Genomic DNA, 3,969 nt, shown 5'->3' with positions numbered 1-3,969 from the left:
CAAGCACTCTTGCCGTTTTTCCCAATCCCAGATTCCTTGCTGCCCCATGTTTGGGCCAATTCTTTCTCCTAGTTTCTCATTTATGAGGACAGACAGCAATTAATCGTGGTGCCCTAGAGGTGTATTGCCTGACGGAGGGACGCTATCAACGTCAGGCGGCAAACCTGAACGGGCGGTATCTCCTGGCGGGTTTGGGGTTGCAGTTGGGCGTATGGTCCGGAAAAAAAGGGCACCGGACCAGTCGTTGGCTTCGTTGGTGGGACCAAGCTGGGGTCCTATTGCCCTGGGGGGCAGAGCGTATGGAACAACAACGTCAGGAAAAAGAGCTGGCCCAACAACAGGTCGAACGTTTGACCCGTTATCGGCGGGATCAGGGTCTGGACCCGGACTTGGCTTAGCTCGGCATCTGGGCAATTTGGGCCGCACTGGTGATAACCATCGCACCCGGTTCTACTTGGAGATCATGGACCTGGAAGGCCATCCCCTGCCAACTAAACGCCCGTTGACGGGCCAAGATACTGATGCGCTGCATCAAGGGTCCCGCGAGTTCCAGGGGTAGTTCGTAACCTTTTAAAAAGTGCATTTCTTGAATACAGAGATTGCTATCTACTAGGATGCCCGCCGTAAAAGCCACGGTTTGAGAAGGTTCGCCCACATAACCCAGGTTCAAGCGGACCTCCAGGGTCATCTTTTGTGCGGCTGGGAAATCGAGATGGACGGCTAGGACATCCAGGGTGCCCGGTTTATCGGTACACGGTAGGGTCACACCCTGGAAAGGCGCAAGGGCGGTCGGGGTATTGAGGGCCCGGTTAAGGTCTTCAGCCTTGAGGACCAAGCGGGCGGTGGCGGCGACGGGCTGACTGAGGTGAATATCCCCCACCAAGGCCCGCAATGGGTCTATGGACACCGCCTCGGTTTGGACCTCGACGGCCTCAACACGCATTTCATGAAAGGTCAGCCCCTTACCTTCGATATGGACCCCAGTGGCTTCCCCCTGCATGGGCATCAGACCAGGGGCGTGGACATCTATCGTCAGAGACTCGGACTCGGTGAGTTGGGTATTGATGACTAGTTCAGCGGCGCGGCTGAGGGCTTGTTCGCCTAGACCCAGGTTGGAATCGGACATGGGATGACTCACCTTTTGCGTAAGGTAGCTGACCCAGTACCTAAATAGGGTCTGTCGGAGGTCGGGGATCAGGGGTCCGCTACCATAGATGAGTCACTGGGGGTTCGAGATGGATTGGCAAGTCGTGGATGGGGCCTGGGTTTTGCCGCCCAAAACTAGACTCACTGGGGTGATTCATCTGTTGGGGGGTGCTTTTGTCGGTGTGGCTCCCCAGTTGTCTTATCAAGCCCTCTTGGTCCCCCTAGTTCAAGCCGGATGGGGGGTGGTGGCGGTGCCATACCTGAATATTTTTGATCACAGTCTGCTTGCCCAAGAGGTCCTAGATCGCTTTGAACAAGTGACTGAGCGGTTGGGTTGGCAACGGCTCCCGGTCTACGGTCTGGGCCATAGCTTGGGCGTGAAACTACACCTGTTGTGCGGCGGGTTATTTCAAGCAACCCGGGCGGGGAATATCTTGATTAGTTTCAACAATTACCCAGTGCGGCGGGCGGTGCCTTGGTTCGACCAACTAGACCCCCGGTTGACCCCCGAGTTCACGCCCTCGCCCCAACAGACCCAGCAGCTTATCCGTAACTGTTACCGGACTCAGCACAATTTATTGATCCGTTATCAAGATGACACCCTGGACCAGACCCCGGAGCTCGCCGAACTTCTTGTGAGTCCCACGGTACGGACTTTACCGGGAAATCACCTTACGCCCCTGGGTCCGTCTGCTTGGCAATCTCCCACTTTTAATCCCTGGCAGACCGGACCCGTCCCGCCCAATGCGAACCTAGACCTCCATCGGACGACCCAAGCCGTCCTAGATTGGTTGCGCGAGGAGCAGCTAGGCGCGTGACCCCAGCCAATAGCTCACTTTTTGTCACCTATTCACACTGTGGAAATCAGATGAATTCCGTACAGTGCAGAGGACAACCAGTCAGAGGGTAACCATGAACGAGCGGCACAGCAACACGTTAGGTTCGTTAACGCAACGAGCGTCAAGCGTTGTACAGAAGATGATCCATCGGAATAGATTACTTGTGTTTATGCTTTTACTGCTGAGTCCGGTCCCGAGCGGGGTTTCGGCGCAGTCCTTCACTACACTGGTTACTTTTGACGGTTCTAATGGAGCTAATCCCGTCGGTAGCTTGGTCCAGGGTAGTGACGGTAACTTCTATGGCACTGCTTGGTACGGCGGTAGCTCAACCAATTGCCGGGATGGTTGTGGCACAGTGTTTCGGATGACACCCGCTGGTACCCTTACCACCCTCGTCAACTTCAACCAAGCCAATGGAGCTAATCCCATTGGTAGCTTGGTGCAGGGCACTGATGGCAATTTCTATGGCACCACCACCGGCGGTGGCAGTTCTACAAATTGTGGCACTTTTGGCTGCGGCACAGTATTTCGGATGACCCTTGATGGTACGCTCACCACATTAGCTAGCTTTGACCGTGCCCATGGCTGGAATCCCGCTACCGATTTGGTCCAGGGTACTGATGGCAACTTCTACGGCACGACGGATTACGGTGGGAGTTCAACCAATTGCTACTCCTCAGGTTGTGGCACAGCGTTTCGGGTAACGCCTGATGGCACGCTCACTACCCTGGTTAACTTCGACAACGCCAATGGTGAAGCCCCAAATGGATTAGTGCAGGGCAGCGATGGCGACTTCTACGGCACTACCTTCCATGGCGGTAGTGCAGCTTGTTTTGCAGGCTTTACGGGCTGTGGCACGGTATTTCGGATGACCCCTAGTGGCAGCATCACGACCTTGTTTAACTTTAGTGACAGCGACGCAGCGGGCTATTTTCCTGAGGCCCCATTGGTGGAGGGCAGTGATGGCTACTTCTACGGCACCACCTTCCAGGGTGGCAGTTCTCGGGATGGCACTGCATTTCGGATAACACCCAACGGCACACTCACGACCCTGGTTGATTTTGATGAGCAGACCCGTGGGGCTGACCCCTTTGCTGGCTTGGTCCAGGGTAGTGATGGCAACTTCTATGGCACCACGGCTCGGGGTGGCACCACGGTCCGGGGCGGTTTTGGCTTTGGCACAGTGTTTCAGATGACCCCAGCGGGCGTCCTCACCACGCTATTGGCTTTCAATTACGCTAGGGGCTCTGCGCTCTATGGCGGGGTGGTGCAGGGTGCTGATGGTACTTTCTACGGCACCACGGCTGGGGGCGGCAGTGCTCGGGCCGGGACGATATTTCGGCTAGGGGGCGTCATACCAACCCCGACCCTATAACACATCGTTTCGGTAACTTATCAGAAGCTCCTTAACAAGGAGCTTTTTTGATGACAGCTACAGAGACGTAATCCATACTGCTACGTCAGAGTCACGATGCGCTATGGTCGTTACACCGCTCTGTCTAATGGAGCTTAGCCCGTGGCCCTAATCACCCTCAAGCTCAAACCTCTGCTCACCCTCAGTGATGAAGCTTTTGAACAACTCTGTCACCACAATCCAGAGACGCGCCTCGAACGCACGGCGACCGGAGAACTGATCGCCATGGCTCCCACCGGCAGTGAAAGCGGTTATTTTAACGCCAGCTTGATTGCTCAACTTTGGCTTTGGAACCAGCAGACTCAGTTAGGTGTGGTTTTCGACTCTGCCGCTGGCTTCACCTTACCCAATGGAGCCATTCGTTCTCCTGATGTTTCCTGGATTCGTCAAGACCGCTGGGATACGCTCACTCCCAAACAAAAACGCAAATTTGCCCCGGTCTGCCCTGATTTTGTCCTAGAGCTCCTCTCACCCACGGACGAACTGACCGATATCTAGACCAAGCTTGAAGAATACATTGCCAATGGCGCACAACTGGGCTGGCTCATCGCACCGCAAAACCAAGTGGCT

General features: G+C 55.4%; 5 protein-coding genes. 4 read left to right on the top strand and 1 reads right to left on the bottom strand.

The window, feature by feature from the left end; genetic code table 11:
* The first annotated feature begins 119 nt into the window (after positions 1-119).
* A complete protein-coding gene (locus tag HFM78_RS05590) occupies positions 120-398 on the top strand; it encodes a hypothetical protein (protein ID WP_287128438.1) in 279 nt (92 codons plus the stop codon).
* Here the strand turns inward: HFM78_RS05590 and HFM78_RS05585 are convergent.
* Complete coding sequence (locus HFM78_RS05585; protein WP_287128437.1) at positions 395-1,126, bottom strand: DUF2993 domain-containing protein; 732 nt, start codon at positions 1,124-1,126, stop codon at positions 395-397. The two genes, HFM78_RS05590 and HFM78_RS05585, sit on opposite strands and share 4 nt — an antisense overlap.
* Before the next feature lie 109 nt (positions 1,127-1,235).
* On the opposite strand from HFM78_RS05585, the gene HFM78_RS05580 reads away from it, so the two are divergent.
* The 3 genes from HFM78_RS05580 (at position 1,236) to HFM78_RS05570 (ending at position 3,897) form a co-directional block, all read left to right on the top strand.
* Positions 1,236-1,964 carry a DUF1350 family protein gene (locus tag HFM78_RS05580; protein WP_287128436.1) on the top strand — a complete coding sequence of 243 codons (729 nt, stop codon included), beginning with the start codon at positions 1,236-1,238 and terminating at the stop codon, positions 1,962-1,964.
* Positions 1,965-2,154: 190 nt separating this feature from the next.
* The gene (locus HFM78_RS05575; protein WP_287128435.1) at positions 2,155-3,360 is read left to right on the top strand and encodes a choice-of-anchor tandem repeat GloVer-containing protein; all 1,206 of its coding nucleotides are present in this window, start codon (positions 2,155-2,157) and stop codon (positions 3,358-3,360) included.
* Between the two features lie 141 nt (positions 3,361-3,501).
* A complete protein-coding gene (locus tag HFM78_RS05570) occupies positions 3,502-3,897 on the top strand; it encodes a Uma2 family endonuclease (protein ID WP_287128434.1) in 396 nt (131 codons plus the stop codon).
* The last annotated feature ends 72 nt before the right edge of the window (positions 3,898-3,969 follow it).

The organism is Candidatus Cyanaurora vandensis (assembly GCF_013285555.1).
GTDB classification, from domain to species: Bacteria; Cyanobacteriota; Cyanobacteriia; order Gloeobacterales; family Anthocerotibacteraceae; genus Cyanaurora; species Cyanaurora vandensis.
Note: the sequence above shows the minus strand (reverse complement) of the source record. Positions and strands in the feature narration are given on the sequence as shown.

Excerpts from the sequence above, each read along its gene's own strand:
- HFM78_RS05585 (WP_287128437.1), bottom strand. The coding sequence starts at position 1,126 with ATGTCCGATTCCAACCTGGGTCTAGGCGAACAAGCCCTCAGCCGCGCC.
- HFM78_RS05580 (WP_287128436.1), top strand. The coding sequence starts at position 1,236 with ATGGATTGGCAAGTCGTGGATGGGGCCTGGGTTTTGCCGCCCAAAACT.
- HFM78_RS05575 (WP_287128435.1), top strand. The coding sequence starts at position 2,155 with ATGCTTTTACTGCTGAGTCCGGTCCCGAGCGGGGTTTCGGCGCAGTCC.